Here is a 17929-nt window from a genome sequence, read left to right as displayed (position 1 = left end):
CGCGCGCCCTGGGGACCCGTAATACACGTCCTGTTCGCAAGCAGGCCGTCAGCTCCCGGCGCAGCACTCCGCGGCCCTGAACGAAGAGGGCCTGATAGAGGGCTTCGTGGCTGATGCGCATCGTCTTGTCGTCCGGGAAGTCGATCGGCAAGCGTCGGGCAATCTGCTCCGGACTCCAGGCCCTGGCCCATCGCCGATCCTTTCGCGGGCCATGTCGGCGGCCCTTCCACGGAACGGTGGGACCATGAACGGGAGCGCCGCTCGGGGACACGACAACGCCAGCAAGTCTCTCCTCCACATAAGTGCGCAAGCTTGCGTTGAACGCAAGCTTGGTCGGCTTGGGACGACGGGCCGATCGATCCGCATGCCACTGGGCAGTCGTCGCGCGATATTCCAACCCGCCGCTGCGGGTGGCCGCGTTGCGCCGCAGTTCACGGGAGATTGTCGAGGCGGACCGACCGAGCCGGCGCCCAATATCCTGCATGGAATGGCCCTGCACCCTGAGAAGTGCGATCTCCTCGCGCTCCACCAAGGACAGGTACCGCCCGGAGAGCGGCTTCGCCGAAGATCTGAACATCGCTGGTGGCATACCGCCCGCCTTTCGGAACCATCTGGTTCCTACAGGCTGCGACACTCCGGCTTCGAGCGCAGCATCTTCGCTGCTCAGCCCCGCGGCGATCGCCCTCCAGTATCTAATCTGTCCATCGCGCCCCGCCACAGGCGGCCGCCCTGGTGAAGGTAATGGCGCTCGTCCCGACCGTGCCGATCGCCGCTTTCGAATGCTCATCGCAACCTCCAACTTCAGAGTGTTGCGACGACCGCTTGAATCCGCCCAATATGCCGCACTCCTCTACCGCAACGTTCTCGCCGAGCACGATCTTATTGGATCGATGGGCCGGCGCGGCAATCCCTACGATAATGCGAAAGCGGAAAGCTTCATGAAGACGATGAAGGTCGAAGCCGTCTATCCGATGGCCTACGAAACCTTCGCCGACGTCGCTGAGGACCTTCCCCGCTTCATTGATGAGGTTTACAACACCCGCCGATTGCACTCAGCGCTCGGCTATCTCAGCCCGCAACAGTTCGAGGACCAACACGCCCGGCAGATGGTCAAAACTGCGGCTTGACCCTGTCCGGTCTGAGGGGCGCACTCCAATCGGGTCAAAGTTCGGCGCCGATTGACAAGCAGGGCACGCAAAGTCGACCTAAAGCCCAACGCGTGTGCGTGAGAAAACTAACGCAGCGTGTTCTCGACTAGCTTGATCCAGAAGGACGTGCCGAAGGGAATCGCATCGTCGTTGAAATTATAAGCCGGGTGATGGAGGCCCGCGCTATCGCCATTGCCGCACCAGATGTAGGCTCCTGGCCGAACCTTCGCCAATCTGGCAAAATCGTCGCCCGCGAGTATCGGAGGTGTGATTAGAACTCTGTCTTCACCTGCCACGTCCTTTGCTGCGGCAACCGCGATCCTGGTTTGCTCGGGTTGATTGACGAGGATAATCTCCCCGACCTCGCTAGTCATGTCTATCTTCGCGCCAGTCACCTGGGCGATTCCGGCCATTACCTCACCCATCCGGTTTTGGATCACCTTTCGCACCTCCGGTTTCAGCGCGCGTATTGTCCCCGAAAGTTCCGCTGTCTGAGCGATCGTCGCCAAGCCGTGACCGGAGTGAAAGCTGTCAAATGCGAGGCCAGCGGATTCGATAGGGTCCAGGTTTTGCGCCAAAATTTGCTGAAGCGCGGTAATCAGCTGCGCGCCGACCAGGATCGGGTCGATGCTTTTATGCGGCAGACCGTGGTGGCCCCCACGGCCTTCGATCCGAAACCGAACGACGTCGGTGCCTGCCCACGACGGCCCTTCACTGATGCCAAAAACACCGACCGGCATGCCCGGACAATTGTGCATGCCATAAACCTGTTGGACACCGAAGCTCTCCATCAGCCCGTCTTCAAGCATAGCAGCCGCGCCTGCCCCGAGCTCTTCAGCAGGCTCGAAGATTAAGACCACTGTGCCATCGAAACTTCTAGTTTCGGCAAGGTAACGCGCCGCTCCAAGGAGCATTGAAGTATGGCCGTCGTGGCCGCATGCATGCATCACACCCGCCCTGGTCGACTTGTAGACCACATCCGTTGCTTCTTCGATCGGCAGTGCATCCATATCGGCGCGCAATCCGATAATTCTTTGGTTTCGATCTCCATCAATCCGTCCACCCTTCACCACGCCAACCACCCCGGTACGCCCTATCCCAGTGACGACACGGTCGCAGCCAAATTCGCGAAGGCGATCCGCCACAAAGGATGCGGTGCGATGTACGTCAAATCCCAGCTCAGGATTTGCGTGCATGTCGCGGCGCCAAGCCATGATTTCCGGGACTAGGTCTGCGACGCGATTCAAGATAGGCATGAAGTTCCCCAGGGTTGCTCGAGTTCACAGGAAGGTGGTCTTCCTGCCAATGTTCTTCGGTCCAAGCACGCGCTCTAGGCGGCTAACGGCCAGAGGTTGTGTAACATCGAAGCGTAGACACCGAATGGCTGTTGACATTCACCCGCTGGAATGTGGAACACGCAGTCCCAACATCGTTCGTCTTTGCAAACTCCCGGACTTAGCCGGGAGTGCAGCAAAGAGAGCATAGCTCGGCAGTCGTGGTCCCATCAGGAGCATTCTCGACGTGTCCCACTCGCGCCGGTCACAACTATCAGACCCTTCTCCCGCAGATCGTTGTAAGAGTGCAGGTTCTAGGGTTGTCCTTGGGCAGAGGCAAGGCTGCGCTTAGCACGGCCAGGGGCTCGGTGAATAGGACATTGTTGCAGCGCTCGCATGCATTCCCCGGTACAGAGAACCCCACTCAGTTATGACCGGCTCGACCTTATTTGTACCAGGACGTCGATCCAAAGTCTTTCGCAATCGGCGCTTGAGCGGTAGGTGAGATTCTTGCAGAGGAGACCAGCTTATCACTGGGCCTGCCTGATTGAGATCATAGTCCTTGAAGACAGAATCAATACTCGAGCATGATCTTCCGGTAAATTTCAACGGCTTTGGCCACCTGATCAAGCTCAACATACTCGTTTGCGGTATGCGCCTGATCGATGCTTCCAGGGCCTAGGACAACGCATGGAATCCCTCCCAACGAGAGCTGGCTTGCGTCCGTACCATAGGGAACTCCACGGTGCTCGCCCGTTCCGGCAACCTCAGCACAGGCCTTTGCGGCTACTGCGGCGATCTTGGTGGCTTCTGCACTAGGGGGAGCTGGATCTTCCAATGCTGGCAGCAACGAGCGGGCCTTGATCTTATCGGGGCCTTGGCGCAGCCCCTCCAAGATGGTTTCCACCTCCTGGAGAGCGTCTGCCGGCCGTTCTCCTGGGATGAGTCGCCTGTCGATCCACACGCGGCACGAAGGCGGCACCGTCGCTAGCTCTGTTCCGCCTTCAATGAGTGTGATCGTGAGAGTCGGGGGGCTGACCAGCGGATGTACTCGTTTCGATAAAGTTTCATTGACCTTATCGAGGGCCAAAATCACCTTGGCCATCCCTGTAATCGCGTTCACTCCAAGGTGCGGTTTGGAGCTATGAGCAGGCACGCCCTCAACTTCCACCTGCCAGCGGACTGAACCCTTGTGGGCAACGACGAGCTCCAAGTCAGTCGGTTCACCGACTACGGCGGCCTCGTATGAAACACCTGACTGGGCGATCTTTCGCGCCCCCTTTTTTCGGTATTCTTCGTCAACGCTTGCGCCCAGGACGATGGTGGCCCGGGGCTTTCGATCCCCGAGGGTGCTGAGAGCCATCAACATGGCGGCGAGGGGGCCTTTGTCGTCACAGCTTCCCCGTCCGTAGATCCGTCCGTCCCTCTCTTCCGGAGAAAAGGGGTCTGTTTCCCAATTGTCAACGGGAACCGTATCCATGTGGGATATGAACAGAACTCTTCTGTCTGGGTCCTGCCCCGGAACCCAGGTGAAAAAATTCGAGCGTCCGTCAGTTACTTCCTGATACTCATATGGTAGGTTTCGCTCCCGGCAAAAAGCCTCGAGAAACTCCGCGATCTTTTGCTCTCCGCTCCCCTGTGCTGACGCTGACGGGTTTATGCTCTCAATTTTGATGAGTTGCTTGAGAAGCTCGACCGTTTGTGTGCCTATGGACGACATAAATACTCCTATCCCTCCTTGAGAATGCGGCTTGCGGCTATGCCAGCCAGTTCTTTGCCAGAGCGACGACTTGGTCAGCCTCGTCTGCAGTGTTGTATAGATGAAGTGAGAAGCGCAGCATTCCCCTGCGGACCGAAACAATCACCTGGTTCTTCGACAAATGCTCGTGCAGCGAATGAATGCGGCTGTCGGATTCGCTCGAACCAGCAAGCGCTGCTGGATCTCCGATAGCAACGATACTTCCGGTGTGATTCCCTGGTGCCCCGCCGCAAACGGGTAGCCCGAGATCTAACAAGCCCGATGCCAGCCGTCTTGCAACCGATGTGACGCTTTGTTCAATCGCTAACGTGCCGATTTCCATCAGTTGTCCGATTGATGCGTAGACCGCTATTACGCCGGGAAAATTGTAATGGCCAATTTCAAAACGAGGCGCGCCGGCACGCAATTTTACCGAATCAAATATGGGAGCCGATTCTGGTGCGTCCCCGAGATCGACACTAAAGCGCGCGAGGTAGGCAGGGCTCAGGCGATCGGCCCATCCTCGGCGGCAATACAGAAATCCCAACCCATAGAGCCCCATTAACCCCTTGTAAGAGGATGCCACCAAACCGTCGACACCAAGCCGAGTGATATCAGTATCCAATATACCGACGGACTGCGACGCGTCTGCCAAAAGAAAAGCGCCAACCCGCTTGCAAGCTTCAGCAATCGGTTCCATCACCGTCTTGAAGCCTGGTACCATTGTGACCGTCGATACTGTGACAATACGAGTGCGAGAGTCGATGGCCTTGGCAAGAGCATCGCCCGGAATCGCACCGCGATCAGATTCTACAATTCGAACTTCAATTCGATGCTTGTCCCTGATTTGCAGCCAAGGCAAGATGTTGTTTGCGTGCTCCAATTGCCGGCACAGCACAACATTGTCTCCGGGCCTCCAATCAATCGCGTTTCCGATTATATTGATGCCTTCCGAGGCGTTCTTCGTGATGGCGATTTCATCTTTTTTGGCCGCGATGAATTTGGCGAATCTGGAACGGGTCCGCTCGACAAGTTGCATCATTCTTTCTTCGTCATTGAGGCCATTCAGCCTATTGTCGAGGTGCTGATCCATAGACGTTCGGGTCGTCCTGGACATAAGCCCCTGATTTGCGACATCCATGTAAATGGCGCTTTCGGTGGCCGGAAACTCCTGTCGAAGGAGGTCCAAGGGCAGAAAATGGCTTGTCATGCTCGTTATCAGATCCGTGTTCGTGGGTTGAGAATGCAAAACCTACTCATGACGCCCCGTTTCTGCAGTTATGAGCCGAAATTGCCATTTTAAGGAGTCGAGCTACCTTGCGGGCGCCCGTGCTCCGGGGCGGATTCCTTGAGGACAAGAGGTCACCACGCAGGCTAACCGAAGGGATTCGCTGCTCAAATCATTTTATGGCTTGATCATTGGGGATGTCAGGCTAATATCAGCACCATCGAGCCGTTTTTCTGCGCAGATGTGCCCTTTTTTGCAGTGATAGTGATATGGACCTAGATCGAGTTGATCGGAAGCTTCTCAATGCCGTGCAGCGCGACAATCGCCTTACGACAGCCGAGCTGGGCGAACTTGCGGGTCTTTCCGCGACCGCTTGTCAACGGCGACTGAAGCGACTGCGTGATGATGGTGTGATTGAGGCTGACGTTGCCATAGTCTCCCCGCAAGCCGTGGGTCGTCCCATGCTCATGCTGGCGTCTATCAGTCTGGAGCGCGAGCGGGTAGACATCATTGATCGCTTCAAGCAAGCGGTCAGGCGCACTCCTGAGATCATGAGTGCGTACTATGTCACGGGTGAAGCCGATTTCGTTCTGATGATCTCTGTGCGGGACATGGCCGAGTATGAGGCATTTACCCGTCGATTTTTTCACGAGTCTGATATCAAGGCAGTCAAGACCATGGTCGTTATGGACCGGATCAAGGCATCATTAGCTTTGCCTATTGAGGAATAGTGCCGGCAATCCACCCGGCTCGTTGCTGCTACAGCGGATTTTCCAGTCATCCGGAAAAGCGGCATTCATCCGGTGATCACGCGGCCGGGCCGATGGCGATCTTCTTGGCAAACAGGTGCATTTCCGGGCGGTCTCCCATAAGGTTCCGCTGCAAACCCTACGAAAAAACTCCGGCAACGGGCGCCGCGCGGTCAAAGTCTTGCGGACCTCGCTGAATATTCCAGCCAACCTCCGATCATCCACAGGTCCATCATCATCGCGGAACTGCGGCACAAGAAGGGTGCTGCTGCGCCGAAGCGATCTGAGACGCTGCGCAAGGGCCCACGATGCGATGCGTGCCCAAGCCGTACGCCGGATCCTGTCTCTGCTCGTAATTCCACCACCGGGTGAGGCGATGGCTGAGCTCGGCCGAGAGCTTGCTCTGTGCGCTAGGGATGATGAAAGCCAAGCGAATGATGACATTCCCTGCCTCGGGCCGATTAGCGCGACTGCCGTTACGCGTTGGCGCCTACTGCCAAGACTTTCAGAGATGACGCGACTTCACGACATGACTCGGCCACTTCGCCGCTGCCCACCGAGTCGCGGGCAAGTCAGTGGGCGCCGGCGAGAACTGCCGATTTCATCATAGGTGACCTACCTTAGCTCTGAGGCAACAAGAAATTTCGGGCAGCGTTGCAGAGGACAACGGCGCCTGTCGAAAGCGCCTGTTCATCGACTCGAAATTGTGGATGGTGAAGTGGATAGATCGCTCCGAGCTCCTCGTTGCGGATGCCCAGCCGGAAATAGACCGACGGGCACTTCTCGCTGTAGAAGGCGAAATCATCGGCTGCGGTCCAGCCCGGCGCGCTCACAATGTTGTCCTGCCCCAGCAGGTCGGCCCCGGTTCGGCGGATGAGCTCGACCATGCCAGGGTCGTTGATGACCGGCGGTTCGCCACGCCTTAGATCCACCTCGGCACTGGCATTGTGGCTTGAAGCGAGGCCATCCACGACCTGGCGCAGCCTCTTCCAAGCGTGCTGACGAGTCGATTCATGCCCGCTTCGGATCGTGCCTTTCAACCTCGCCTCGGCGGCGATCACATTGTAGGCGCCGCCGCCTTCGATGCCGGTAATTGAGACGACCAGCGGATCGTACGGATCGATCTCGCGTGACACGATCTTCTGCAGCTCCGTCACGATCGAACAAGCAACGGCGATGGCGTCGACGCCTTCGGACGGTTTTGCCGCGTGCGCTGAGTTGCCGATGACGATGATGTGAAATGTATCGCAGGCAAGCGTATACGGCCCTGCGCCGACCGCGATCTTTCCCGTCTCGGTATACGGATCGACATGGATGCCGATCGCCGCGTCGATTTCGTTTAGCAGCCCTTCCTCGACGACCCGGCGGCCGCCGAGCGGTTCCGCCTCTTCCGCAGGCTGGAAGATGATCCTGACGGTGCCGCTGAACGACTGCTTCTGGCGCTCCAGCAGAACGCTCGCCGCGTAGCCCATCGCGGCGTGGGCGTCGTGGCCGCAGGCATGCATGACGCCCGGACGCTCCGAGCTGAACGCCACGCCTGAGGTCTCCGTGATCGGCAGCGCGTCGATATCGGCCCTGATGACGACCTTGCGATTCGGCGGGCCGGCCGTGCCGACCACGTCGACGGCCAGACCGAAACCGGCCACGAGCCTGATCCCGCTCAGTCCAGCATCCTCCAGCGCCCGCTTCAGATAGGCCTGCGTTTCGCGCTCTTCATTCGAGAGCTCCGGGTTGCGGTGGAGATGGCGCCGGACCTCGAACATCCGCTGCTCCAGCCTAGCGTCCATCAATCCATTGCCGGCTTCAGCGTTTGACATGGATCTCTCGCGGGAAGCTGGTCAGCGTTTCGCAGCCGTCGGCGGTGACGAGGATCGTTTCGCTCACTTCGATCCCCCAGCCATCCATCCACATGCCGAGGATGGAATGAAGCACGTTGCCCGGCTTCAAAATCGTCTTGTCGCCCTGGCGCAGGCTGATCGTGTGTTCGCCCCAGTCTGGGGGATAGGCGGCCCCGATCGAATAGCCGATCCGGGACTCCTTCTTCAGGCCGTAGCGCTGGATGACCTTGCGCCAGCTCGCCTCGACGTCTTCCGCCAGAACACCAGGCTTGATCGCAGCAAGGACCGCCTCCATGCCTTCGAGCACTGCCTTGCCCGTGTCGCCGACCTTTGCTGGCATAGCGCCTAGCTGAAGCGTCCGGGCCAGACCGGCGGCGTAGCGGCGCACGACCCCCGCGAGTTCGAGCGCGACGGTTTCGTTCTCGCCAAAGCGGCGGTCGCTCCACATGATATGCGGTGCCGAGGCATTTTCGCCGCCCAGTATTGTCGGCGGCAGCGCGGTGATGTCGCCCGCAAAATCCGGCGAGCCGGCTATCTGAACAGCCTGGATCTTGGCGATGGCGTCGCACTCGCGCACGCCTGGCGCAATCACGTCATAGGCCGCGGTGACCGCCGCCTCGGCAAGGCGCGCGGCGTTGCGGAGGTAGCCAATCTCAGCGTCCGACTTGACGCTGCGGATCCAGTTCACCAGAAGGTCGGCGTCGTGGAAGCTTGCATTGGGCAGGCCCGCGGTTAGCCGTGTATGCGCCTTCGGAGAATAGTAGTAGGCCTCGAGCTCGATGCCGATATTGCCGCTCCCCCAGCCCTTTCTTTCGATCCAGGCAGCAATCCAGTCCATTGGATGGCGGTCAGGCCGCTGGACATGATCTTCCGGAAACCCGACGACGTTCTCGGCCTTTATCCATGCGGTCAACAGCCCGCCAGCAGCATCCATTGCGCGACCGATCCAGACCGGCTCCTCGTCGGCGAGCGGCACCAGGACCATTTGCGGCGTGTAGAACGACCAGCCGTCATAGCCGGTGATGTAGTGCTGGTTGGCGACGTCGTTGACCATCAGCAGGTCAAGGTTGCGGCGCGCCATTTCGGCGCGGATGGCGGAAAGCCTGCTGCGGTATTCGCTGAGCGCAAAGGGCAATTGGATCATATCGAATCATCCTATTGTATCGTGTCCGAGTGTGTTCACTTAACGCCAGTGCTAGTAAGCGGGTTGGGCCGACCCGGCTTGCAACGGGACAAATCGGCAAGAGCTGATCGAATCCGGACCTGTTCGACCTCTCGTCTCCCGCTCGGTTATGCTGAGGCCAGTCAGCAAAGGAGCGCCATATGCAATCAAGAGAAAACAACGCGGCGCTCTGCTAGTGGCAGTTAGGCATTCTTTCGTTACTTAGCCTCCGATCGATTTGCCGGGTTCTATTTTCCGGCCCGTTCGACCGCATTCTCTCTCGTGGGTGAACTGGTAATCGTGATTGATGCGGCGCGCACCCGTAAGCGTCGCGATACGCTTTTGAGAAATGCGATGCTGAGACAAAGCCGCAAGCAATCGCGATTTCAACGACTGGCAGGCGCGAGCTGATGAGTAGCAGGTGCGCTCGTTCCAGACGAAGATCCAAATAATAACGGCTCGGAGAACATCCTAGTTCCCGCCTAAACAGCCGTTCGATTTGGCGGCGGGATAGTCCAGCGACTCCCACAAGTTCGTCCAATAGCAATGGCTCGGTGAGGTTTGCCTCCATCGCCTCGATTACCTTGATGACCGCCTGGTGATTTAGTTGCACTCGAGAATGAAGAGGTAGTCGTTGGCGGTCACCCGCTGAACGGGTGCTACACGCGATAGCTTTTTCGCAAATTCGGTTCACGACTATCGCGCCATGATGGTGGTCGACTAAGTCAAGAAACATGTCGAAGGGGGCGTCCCCTCCGGCGCAAGTGTATAGGTTCCCGTCCCGCTCGAAGGCTGTTTGAGTGGCTATCACGCCTGGGAACCGCTCAGAGAATATAGGAAATTGCTCCCAGTGAACCGCGCAACGCCGCCCCTCTGCAAGCCCCGCCCGAGCAAGCGCAATCGTACCGCTACTTATCCCTACGAGGCTGCTGCGGCGGTTGCGACACTCTCGTAGCCATGCATCAAGCTGTTTGTGCGGACTAGGAGCATTGCGCCCGCCCACGACTACGACAGCAGGTGCTGAGATCAATCGCCGAGTCCTTTCACGTTCGAAGGACAACGAAGAATCGGCGCAAACCAACAACCCGCAACTCGAGGCCGCAGGTTGCCCGTCGTCCGAAATGACCTGCCAGCTATACACGTCCCGCCCCAACACCTCGTTGGCGAGCCTCAGCGCTTCTACTGCCGACGAGAAGGCCCGGAGCGAAAAGGCCGGGAGGAGATAAAAGCAAAAATCTCTGCACGTAGGCTGTGAGTCTAGCATCCCGGGGTCCTTCTCCTACCCTGATCTCTCGTGCGTCCAGCGGCCATACCAAAACTGCGCAACTGACTTCCTTCGTTGGAGACCAGAGCAGCTACGCAACAACAAGTGCTCTGCGCCTATCGAATCGTATTCTGCTAGCTGCTTCGGAAGACCCGATCTGCCCCGGGTTCCAGACCAGGCTAGGCTCCGCTCTTGCGCGCTGTTGGCGCCGGCCTACTGCGGTCGGTCGGTCCGTTTTCTCGCGCGACGTGTCATTTCATGTTTCCGCTCGCGTCAGGTGAACCGCTCGATACGGCGGGCCAGGCTGTCCCTGCCGAACATCGGAAGGCTTTCAGGGCGTCCTGACACCGCAAGTTCGGCTGCCGTGCGCCTCAAATGTTAAGCCCGTCTCGCGTGAGCTCATCCATAACGAAGCGAACTGCACTTTCGGCGATGCCAACGATTTCTTCGACTTCAGCCTTGGTTGTCACCAAGGGAGGAGCGAAGCCGAGAATGTCACCATGCGGCATGGCGCGAGCGATCAGACCGCGTTCACGCGCTGCCTTGGAGATTCGCGCGCCGATCTTGAGTGTCGGATCGAAACGCTTCCTGTTGTCTCGATCGGCTACGAACTCGATTGCGGCCATAAGGCCGACGCCGCGCACTTCGCCGACGATCGGCAACTGGGAGAATTTCTCCTTTAGCTGCGCTTGGAAAAAGGCGCCGACGTCATGGGCGTTCCCCGGAAGATCTTCTTTCTCGACGATATCCAGCACAGCGTTGGCCGCGGCAGCCCCGATCGGATGACCTGAATAGGTGTAACCGTGCGAGAATGCGCCGACCTTATCCGCCCCGTCCTCCAGGACCGCGTAGACCTTTTCACCGACAATTGCCGCGGAAAGTGGGAAATAGGCCGAAGTCAGACCTTTTGCGATCGTGATGAGGTCTGGCTCGATGCCATAGTGCTGCGAGCCGAACATGGAACCGGTTCGGCCGAACCCGGTGATTACTTCGTCGGCAATCAGAAGCACATCATGCTTTTTGAGGACCGTCTGTATAGCTTCCCAGTAGCCTTCCGGCGGAGGCATAATGCCACCGGTCCCCAGCACGGGCTCGCCAATGAAGGCGCCAACGTTGTCTGGGCCCAGGCGCTCGATCAGTTGGTCAAGCTCGACGGCGCGGCGTGCGGAGAATTCGCGTTCGGTCTCGCCCGGGGTCGCGCCCCAATAGTGATGCGGAACACCGGTGTGAACGATCTGCGGGAGCGGCAGATCCATATTGTCATGATAGAAGCTCATCCCCGTCATCGAGCCGGACACGACACTGCACCCGTGATAGCCGCGTTCACGCGAGATGATCTTCTTCTTGTTCGGCTTGCCACGCAGATTGTTGTAATACCAGACAAGCTTGGCCTGGGTTTCGTTCGCATCCGAGCCGGACATGCCGTAGAACACCTTGCTCATCTTCCCAGGCGCCATCTTCACGAGGCGATCAGAGAGGATGGCAAGCTCATCGGTCGTGTGCGCCGCATAGGAGTGGTAATACGCTAGGCGATAAGCCTGACGCGAGATCGCTTCAGCCACCTCAGTGCGGCCATAGCCGACATTGACGCAGTAGAGGCCGGCAAAACCGTCGATAAATTGGTTGCCATGCGCGTCCTGAATGCGGATTCCCTTCCCTGTCTCGACGATCGTCGGCTCGCCGAGCTTGCCGGTAGCGAAATCCTTGAGGTGCGTGAATGGATGCAGGACAGCGTTTCTATCTTTTTCGCTGATATCCTTGATGTTGATAGTCATAGGGTTTTCCTTTCAGTCTAAGATGTTGCCGATGCACACGTATTTGGGTTCGAGATATTCGGCGAGACCATGTCTTGAGCCCTCCCGGCCGAGGCCGGATTGCTTCCATCCGCCGAAAGGTATGGGCGCGCCGGTAAATTTCGGGGTGTTGACGGCGACCATGCCGTACTCCAACTGGTCGGTCAGCCGCATGGCGCGGTTCAGATCTCTTGTGTAAACGTAAGCCGCAAGGCCCATTTCTGAGTTGTTGGCCCGCGCAAGCACTTCCGCCTCTTTATCGAACGGAAGGATTGCAGCCACCGGCCCAAAGGTCTCTTCCTTGGCGATCAGCATGTCGTCAGTGACGTCGGCGAGAACAGTCGGGGTCACAAAATTGCCGCCGAGCGGACTGTCCTGTCCGCCAACAACGATGCTGGCTCCGGCACAAAGAGCTTCGGAAACCTGTCGCCTGCACTTTTCCGCGACAGAGGGTTTGGTCATCGGGCCAATGTCGACACCGGGCTCGAATCCGTGCCCGACTTTCAGTTTACTGGTGGCCTTCGCGAATTCCTCCACAAACCGTTGATAGCTTCCCCGCTGGACATAGATCCTATTCGCTGCCAGGCAGTCCTGACCGGATGTTGCGAATTTGGCTGCCATGCATCCAGCCACGGCAGTCTCCAACGGTGCGTCATCGAAAATGATAAAAGGAGCATTGCCGCCGAGCTCAAGTGAAGCCTTCTTCAGGGTCTTTGCGGATTGCTCGAGCAGGATCCGACCGACCTCGGTCGAGCCCGTGAAGGAGAATGCCCGCACATCGCTATGATCCAACAGCCGTTTTGCGAGCGGGGCAGCGTCTCCCGTGATCACTTGAAACACGCCGGCGGGAACTCCTGCGTCCTCGGCAAGACGGGCAAGCGCCAGAGCTGACAAGGGCGTTTCGGGGGCGGGCTTGACAATCATGGTGCAGCCGGCAGCCAGCGCGGCTCCTGCTTTCCTGGTGATCATCGCCGAGGGAAAGTTCCAAGGGGTTATGGCGACCGTTACTCCGACCGGCTGGACCTGCACAGAGAGTCGGCTGCCGGTAAGATGGCTTGGGATGGTCTCGCCATAGGCCCGCTCGCCCTCCGCTGCAAACCAGTCAAGAAAGCTAGCGGCATATGAAATCTCACCGCGCGCCTCGGCTAACGGTTTGCCTTGCTCGGCGGTCATGATAGCGGCAAGATCTTCCGCATTCTCGCGCATTCCTGCGGCCCATTTCCGCAGGTATTCGCCCCGTATCGAAGGAAGAACATCGCGCCATCTTTGAAATGCGCTTCTCGCGACGTTGACTGCAGTGTCCACGTCGGAAATCTCACAGGCTGCCACCTGAGCCAGTTCCTCGCCAGTAGCCGGGTCAGCCACAGAGATTGTTTCAGCCTTGGAAAGCCAGGCGCCATTCACATAAGCGCACTTTTGCAGAAGGTCCGGCCGCTGAAGCCCCTTTAATGTGGTTGCTGAACCTTTCATTCGTAACCCCAAATCGACTGTTCATTTTCGTCAAACTAACCCCGCAACGGCGGCGATTGGCAGCGCGATGTACGGCCGTAAAGGCGTTCTCCTGCGAATAACGACGTTCTGCTGAGTTTTTCCGTCTGATCTCGGTCTGCTTTTGGGGAGCCGCATTAAGGAAAGAGGACATTTCTGCCATCTACGCGTGGCCTACGACGTGACGGTCGTAGCTGGTAGGTGTCGGCCAGGCCTATAGCGGTGCCTCTTGCGGAGATGTGCCGGCACTTGGTTGCACCGTACACGGGGCATAGTTGTCCTGAGGCTTTGATAATCGACGAGCGTCTCGACTGAAACAGCATTGGGTGACCTTATGCGAGAGATCTCCTGCTTAGCCATCGTCGCCGTGGAGATCTAATTCGTCCACCCACCCTCTCACCAGTCCAAAATCCTTTTGCCAAGGATGTATCCACGCGGGTCGTTCCGAGCGGGCCGTCGCCCGCCCGATAAGCGACCAAAGAACTATGGAAGAGGATTAGCTGCGCGACCGCGCAAAAAACGCAGATGTTGTGCGGCATTTCCTCGTTGGCGGCACAAGCCCAACGTCTAAGGCGTGCTACCGTGAAGGAACACAAGCGGACTGGACAAATGTCTGGCTAGTCAAACAGCCCGGTGCAGGGGAGACGCAACATGAGCCACACCATCAACCACCTCAAAAAGCTGAGGCTCCAGCGCAGCGAACTGGCAGTTCCGGGTTCTAGCCCAGAAATGATCGACAAGGCGGCGAACAGCGCCGCCGACTTCGTCTTCCTCGACATCGAGGACGCGGTCGCCCCACCCGACAAGGAGCGCGCCCGCAAGAACATCATCCAGGCGCTGAACGACATCGACTGGCGCGCGAAGGGCAAGGCCGTCTCGGTGCGCATCAACGGCCTCGACACCCATTATATGTATCGCGACGTTGTCGACGTGATGGAACAGGCCGGCAATCGGGTGGACACCGTCCTGGTGCCGAAGGTGGGCGTGCCGGCCGACCTCTATATGGTCGAGGCCATGATCAACCAGATCGAGATGGCCAAGGGTTTCAAGACCCGTGTCGGTCTTGAAGCGCTGATCGAGACGGCGCTCGGCATGGCCAATGTCGAGACGATCGCCGCCACGCCAGGCCGGCTGGAAGCCATGCATTTCGGCGTCGCCGACTATGCGGCCAGCAACAAGGCACGCACTGTCAACATCGGCGGCTTCAGTCCCGACTATCCCGGCGACCAGTGGCATTTTGCCTTGTCGCGCATGACCGTCGCCTGCCGCGCCTATGGCCTGCGCGCCATCGACGGACCGTTCGGCGATTTCTCCGATCCCGAAGGCTACATGGCCGCCGCCAAGCGCGCCGCGGCCCTCGGCATCGAAGGCAAATGGGCGATCCACCCTTCGCAGATCGCTTTGGCCAACGACGTGTTCTCGCCGCCTGAGAAGGAGGTCACGCGAGCCCGCCGCATCCTGGAGGTGCTCAAGGAAGCGGAGGCGCTCGGAAAGGGAGCCGCGGCGCTCGATGGCAAGATGATCGATGCGGCTTCGGAACGCATGGCGCGCAACGTGCTGACGGTCAACGAGGCGATCGAGCGCGCCGGCCGGGCGCAGACGACGCACTGAGTTTTCGGGAGGAAAGATGGACATTCACGAATACCAGGCCAAGGAACTGCTCGCCCGTCACGGCGTGTACGTGCCGCGCGGCGGTCTGGCCTATAGTCCGGAGCAGGCGACGTACCGTGCCAGCGAGATCGGTGGCGGCAAATGGGTGGTCAAGGCGCAGATCCATTCCGGCGCGCGCGGCAAGGCCGGTGGCATCCGCATCTGCACGTCCGACCAGGAAGTGTCCGATGCCGCCGAGGCGATGCTGGGCAGGAAGCTGGTGACGCATCAGACGAGGCCGCGCGGCAAGCTGGTGTCGCGGATCTATGTCGAAGAGACCGTCGACATTCGCCAGGAAATCTATCTCGCCTTTGTTCTCGACCGTAAAGCCGAGCGGGTGATGATCGTCGCGTCTGCGTCCGGCGGCATGGAGATCGAAGAGATCGCCGAAAAGCAGCCAGATTCAATCATTCGCGCGACCGTGGACCCCGGCGCGGGGATGCAGCAGTATCAGGCGCGCGAGATCGCCTTCGGGCTTGGTCTCGAGAACAACCTGATCGGCAAGGCGACCGAAACGCTACTTGGTTGCTATCGCGTGTTTCGCGACTACGACGCCTCGATGCTCGAAATCAATCCACTGGTCGTCACGCGTGACGGTAATCTGGTGGCGGTGGACGCCAAGATGTCGTTCGATGAAAACGCGCTGTTTCGTCGCCCCGAAATCTCCGAATTACGCGACAAGTCGCAGGAGGATCCGCGCGAAACCTTTGCCAGCGACCGTGGCCTGTCCTATGTCGGACTCGACGGCGATATTGGCTGCATCATCAATGGCGCCGGCCTCGCCATGGCGACGATGGACATGATCAAGATCGCCGGCGGCGAGCCGGCAAACTTCCTCGACATCGGCGGCGGCGCCTCGCCCGAGCGGGTTGCGAAATCGTTCCGCGCCGTCCTTGGTGACAAGAATGTCAAGACCATCCTCGTCAACATCTTCGCCGGCATCAACCGCTGCGACTGGGTCGCCGAGGGTGTTGTCAAGGCAATCCGCGAAGTCGGCGTCAACGTCCCGTTGGTGGTGCGGTTGGCCGGCACCAAGGTCGAGGAAGGGCGCCGTATCCTGGCCGATTCCGGCGAGGCGGTGATCGTGGCCGACACACTGGCCGAAGCCGCCGAAAAAGCCGTCGCCGCCTGGCGGTCCGCCACGATGAAAAAAGCAGGCTGAGGGGACGAAGAATGGCAATTCTGCTTAACCGGGACACCCGCGCAATCGTGCAGGGATTTACCGGCAAGATCGGCAGTTTTCACGCCGAAGACATGAAGCGTTACGGTACTAATGTGGTCGGTGGCGTCACACCCGGCAAGGGCGGCCAGACACATCTCAGCCTGCCGGTGTTCAACACCGTCAAGGGCGCGGTGCGCGAGACCGGGGCCGAAGCGAGCATCGTCTTCGTGCCGCCGCCTTTCGCTGCGGATTCGATCATGGAAGCGGCAGACGCCGGCATCAGATTCTGCGTCTGCATTACCGACGGCATCCCGTCGCAGGACATGATGCGGGTGAAGCGCTACATGCGCCGCTACCGCTACGAGGACCGGCTGCGGCTGATCGGACCCAATTGTGCCGGCATTATCACGCCCGGCCAGGCGCTGATGGGCATCATGCCGGGGTCGATCTACCTACCCGGGCGTGTCGGCATTGTCGGGCGCTCCGGAACCTTGGGCTACGAGGCGGCGTCGCAGATGAAGGCGATGGGTATCGGGGTTTCTACCAGCGTCGGCATCGGCGGCGATCCGATCAACGGCTCGTCCTTCCGCGACATCCTCGAACTGTTCGAAAACGATGACGGGACGGACGCCGTGGTGATGATCGGCGAAATCGGAGGTTCGCAGGAAGCGGAAGCCGCACTCTGGGCGCGCGACAACATGAACAAGCCGCTGATAGCCTACATCGCCGGTCTTTCCGCGCCCAAGGGCCGCCGCATGGGCCATGCCGGCGCAATCATCTCCGCCTTCGGCGAGTCTGCTCAAGAGAAGGTCGAGATACTGAAGGAAGCCGGCGTCATCATCGTGCCGACGCCGGCTTCGTTCGGCGGGGTCGTGGCCGGCGTGATGGCCGATCGGACGAAGGCCGCATAGAGCAAGATCTGAGGTCAAATTTGAGGACCAGGTAAAAGGAACCGCTTGGTCGCCAAGGTGTCTCAAGACGGATCCTTGCAAATCGGCGTCGAGGCGTGCCCTACTCAAACGAGCCTGGTTACGAGTGGCGCAATAGTCCTAAAATGACTCTACGAACAGCCGCTAATGCGGCCAGCAGGTCGTGCAGCTGCGCGGCGTCCCCAGCGAGCCGTAGTATTGCGGATGGCGTTGTAGCTCGCTCTCGCGCCGCTAAAACATCGGCGATCGTGTCCTGCCCGCCCCTCCACAGCGGGCCGTTGCCCACGGCCCTTTGCCGTAGAGATTGCAACCGCCATCTTCAACGAAGTTGAAGACGCCATTCACCACGTTAGCTAGGCTGGATGCTCATGTTGCCTTGGGCTGTCCGGGGATGATCCAGTTGGTATGCCAGCGACCGTGCTGCCGCATTCTCCAAAAGTGCCCCGCTATCGGGATCGACAGCTGGTCACCTGATGTCCACCGCTGTGGCCCTTGGAGCCAATAAG

14 protein-coding genes are annotated in these 17929 nt (G+C 59.2%); 5 read left to right on the top strand and 9 right to left on the bottom strand.

Features of this window, described 5'->3' with window-relative positions; translation table 11 throughout:
- Positions 1-787: transposase (locus tag NKH29_RS30710; protein WP_502911322.1), on the bottom strand; the 787-nt coding region annotated here is incomplete at its 3' end.
- On the opposite strand from NKH29_RS30710, the gene NKH29_RS32760 reads away from it, so the two are divergent.
- Entirely contained in the window at positions 780-1127 is a 348-nt protein-coding gene (locus tag NKH29_RS32760) for a transposase (RefSeq protein WP_502911321.1), read from the top strand. The two genes, NKH29_RS30710 and NKH29_RS32760, sit on opposite strands and share 8 nt — an antisense overlap.
- Before the next feature lie 107 nt (positions 1128-1234).
- On the opposite strand, the gene NKH29_RS30700 is transcribed toward NKH29_RS32760, so the two are convergent.
- From NKH29_RS30700 to NKH29_RS30690, 3 genes are all read right to left on the bottom strand, one after another.
- The gene (locus NKH29_RS30700) at positions 1235-2404 is read right to left on the bottom strand and encodes an amidohydrolase (protein ID WP_353001272.1); all 1170 of its coding nucleotides are present in this window, start codon (positions 2402-2404) and stop codon (positions 1235-1237) included.
- A gap of 592 nt (positions 2405-2996) precedes the next feature.
- A complete protein-coding gene (locus NKH29_RS30695; RefSeq protein ID WP_353001271.1) occupies positions 2997-4142 on the bottom strand; it encodes a M20 family metallopeptidase in 1146 nt (381 codons plus the stop codon).
- Positions 4143-4179: 37 nt separating this feature from the next.
- Positions 4180-5370, bottom strand: a complete 1191-nt coding sequence (locus NKH29_RS30690) for an aminotransferase class V-fold PLP-dependent enzyme (RefSeq protein ID WP_353001270.1) — start codon at positions 5368-5370, stop codon at positions 4180-4182.
- Positions 5371-5657: 287 nt separating this feature from the next.
- Here NKH29_RS30690 and NKH29_RS30685 point away from each other — a divergent pair, with 287 nt between their 5' ends.
- Positions 5658-6119: an Lrp/AsnC family transcriptional regulator gene (locus NKH29_RS30685; RefSeq protein WP_023671628.1), complete on the top strand. Its 462-nt coding sequence runs from the start codon at positions 5658-5660 to the stop codon at positions 6117-6119.
- Positions 6120-6757: 638 nt separating this feature from the next.
- Here NKH29_RS30685 and NKH29_RS30680 read toward each other — a convergent pair.
- The 5 genes from NKH29_RS30680 to NKH29_RS30660 all read right to left on the bottom strand — a co-directional run bounded on the left by NKH29_RS30680 (position 6758) and on the right by NKH29_RS30660 (position 13664).
- Positions 6758-7954 (bottom strand): M20 metallopeptidase family protein, encoded by a 1197-nt coding sequence (locus tag NKH29_RS30680; protein ID WP_353001269.1) that lies wholly within the window; start codon positions 7952-7954, stop codon positions 6758-6760.
- Positions 7941-9119 (bottom strand): M24 family metallopeptidase, encoded by a 1179-nt coding sequence (locus NKH29_RS30675; protein WP_353001268.1) that lies wholly within the window; start codon positions 9117-9119, stop codon positions 7941-7943. Before NKH29_RS30675 ends, NKH29_RS30680 begins: the two co-directional genes overlap by 14 nt.
- A gap of 211 nt (positions 9120-9330) precedes the next feature.
- Complete coding sequence (locus NKH29_RS30670; RefSeq protein WP_353001267.1) at positions 9331-10401, bottom strand: GlxA family transcriptional regulator; 1071 nt, start codon at positions 10399-10401, stop codon at positions 9331-9333.
- Positions 10402-10772: 371 nt separating this feature from the next.
- Positions 10773-12176 (bottom strand): aspartate aminotransferase family protein, encoded by a 1404-nt coding sequence (locus NKH29_RS30665; protein WP_353001266.1) that lies wholly within the window; start codon positions 12174-12176, stop codon positions 10773-10775.
- A 12-nt stretch (positions 12177-12188) separates the two neighbouring features.
- Positions 12189-13664 carry an NAD-dependent succinate-semialdehyde dehydrogenase gene (locus NKH29_RS30660; protein ID WP_353001265.1) on the bottom strand — a complete coding sequence of 492 codons (1476 nt, stop codon included), beginning with the start codon at positions 13662-13664 and terminating at the stop codon, positions 12189-12191.
- A 669-nt stretch (positions 13665-14333) separates the two neighbouring features.
- On the opposite strand from NKH29_RS30660, the gene NKH29_RS30655 reads away from it, so the two are divergent.
- The 3 genes from NKH29_RS30655 to sucD are packed head-to-tail and all read left to right on the top strand — an operon-like array spanning position 14334 to position 17405.
- Positions 14334-15293, top strand: a complete 960-nt coding sequence (locus NKH29_RS30655; protein WP_353001264.1) for an HpcH/HpaI aldolase/citrate lyase family protein — start codon at positions 14334-14336, stop codon at positions 15291-15293.
- Between the two features lie 16 nt (positions 15294-15309).
- Positions 15310-16494, top strand: coding sequence for a malate--CoA ligase subunit beta (locus NKH29_RS30650; RefSeq protein WP_353001263.1), 1185 nt, complete (start codon positions 15310-15312; stop codon positions 16492-16494).
- An 11-nt stretch (positions 16495-16505) separates the two neighbouring features.
- Positions 16506-17405: a succinate--CoA ligase subunit alpha gene (gene sucD, locus NKH29_RS30645; protein ID WP_353001262.1), complete on the top strand. Its 900-nt coding sequence runs from the start codon at positions 16506-16508 to the stop codon at positions 17403-17405.
- The last annotated feature ends 524 nt before the right edge of the window (positions 17406-17929 follow it).

Origin of the sequence: Mesorhizobium sp. M1295 (assembly GCF_040318135.1) — a bacterium.
Taxonomy (GTDB): domain Bacteria; phylum Pseudomonadota; class Alphaproteobacteria; order Rhizobiales; family Rhizobiaceae; genus Mesorhizobium.
This window is presented reverse-complemented; position numbering and strand designations above follow the sequence as displayed.

Bases quoted from the DNA above. Each gene is read 5' to 3' on its own strand.
- NKH29_RS32760 (WP_502911321.1), top strand. From the start codon at position 780: ATGCTCATCGCAACCTCCAACTTCAGAGTGTTGCGACGACCGCTTGAA.
- NKH29_RS30700 (WP_353001272.1), bottom strand. From the start codon at position 2,404: ATGCCTATCTTGAATCGCGTCGCAGACCTAGTCCCGGAAATCATGGCT.
- NKH29_RS30695 (WP_353001271.1), bottom strand. From the start codon at position 4,142: ATGTCGTCCATAGGCACACAAACGGTCGAGCTTCTCAAGCAACTCATC.
- NKH29_RS30690 (WP_353001270.1), bottom strand. From the start codon at position 5,370: ATGACAAGCCATTTTCTGCCCTTGGACCTCCTTCGACAGGAGTTTCCG.
- NKH29_RS30685 (WP_023671628.1), top strand. From the start codon at position 5,658: ATGGACCTAGATCGAGTTGATCGGAAGCTTCTCAATGCCGTGCAGCGC.
- NKH29_RS30680 (WP_353001269.1), bottom strand. From the start codon at position 7,954: ATGTCAAACGCTGAAGCCGGCAATGGATTGATGGACGCTAGGCTGGAG.
- NKH29_RS30675 (WP_353001268.1), bottom strand. From the start codon at position 9,119: ATGATCCAATTGCCCTTTGCGCTCAGCGAATACCGCAGCAGGCTTTCC.
- NKH29_RS30670 (WP_353001267.1), bottom strand. From the start codon at position 10,401: ATGCTAGACTCACAGCCTACGTGCAGAGATTTTTGCTTTTATCTCCTC.
- NKH29_RS30665 (WP_353001266.1), bottom strand. From the start codon at position 12,176: ATGACTATCAACATCAAGGATATCAGCGAAAAAGATAGAAACGCTGTC.
- NKH29_RS30660 (WP_353001265.1), bottom strand. From the start codon at position 13,664: ATGAAAGGTTCAGCAACCACATTAAAGGGGCTTCAGCGGCCGGACCTT.
- NKH29_RS30655 (WP_353001264.1), top strand. From the start codon at position 14,334: ATGAGCCACACCATCAACCACCTCAAAAAGCTGAGGCTCCAGCGCAGC.
- NKH29_RS30650 (WP_353001263.1), top strand. From the start codon at position 15,310: ATGGACATTCACGAATACCAGGCCAAGGAACTGCTCGCCCGTCACGGC.
- sucD (WP_353001262.1), top strand. From the start codon at position 16,506: ATGGCAATTCTGCTTAACCGGGACACCCGCGCAATCGTGCAGGGATTT.